This is a genomic window from Neisseria sp. P0021.S006 (assembly GCF_051956895.1).
The window spans coordinates 1-429 of the sequence record NZ_JBQCWZ010001324.1 but is presented as its reverse complement, the minus strand read 5'-3'; the positions used below and the strand labels follow the sequence as shown (position 1 = coordinate 429).

1 protein-coding gene is annotated in these 429 nt (G+C 52.9%); it reads right to left on the bottom strand.

Going from position 1 to position 429, the window contains the following annotated elements; genetic code table 11:
* Positions 1–429: biotin--[acetyl-CoA-carboxylase] ligase (locus ACTHUM_RS20110; protein ID WP_440404019.1), on the bottom strand; the 429-nt coding region annotated here is incomplete at both ends.

Sequence of the window (429 nt, the reverse complement as noted above, 5' to 3'; positions counted from 1 at the left end):
CCTTCGTGGACAACGCGTCCTTCCTGAAGCAGCAACACTGGTCTGTTTGTGTCACGGTTGGCGGCATTGTATTCGCCGACACATGACGCGAATCCGTTTTGAGCGTATTCGTTCAACAGCGCATCAAGTTGCGCCAATACCGCATTCAACAAGGTTTTGACGCTTACGCCCTGCTTAGAGGCCGTCTGAAACAAGGCCTGCACGGAAGTGGCGTTTTCAACTTCTTTCGGCAGTACAAAATTGATGCCGATGCCGATGACGGCGACGGTTTTATTATCTACCCGCGCCGTTTCAATCAAAATACCGGCCAATTTATCGTCGGCCACGACCAAATCGTTCGGCCACTTGATCTTCACGTCCAAACCAATATCGGCAAGCGCGCGGCGGCAAGCCAATGCCAACACCAACGCCAGCGAACCCAGCTCATAC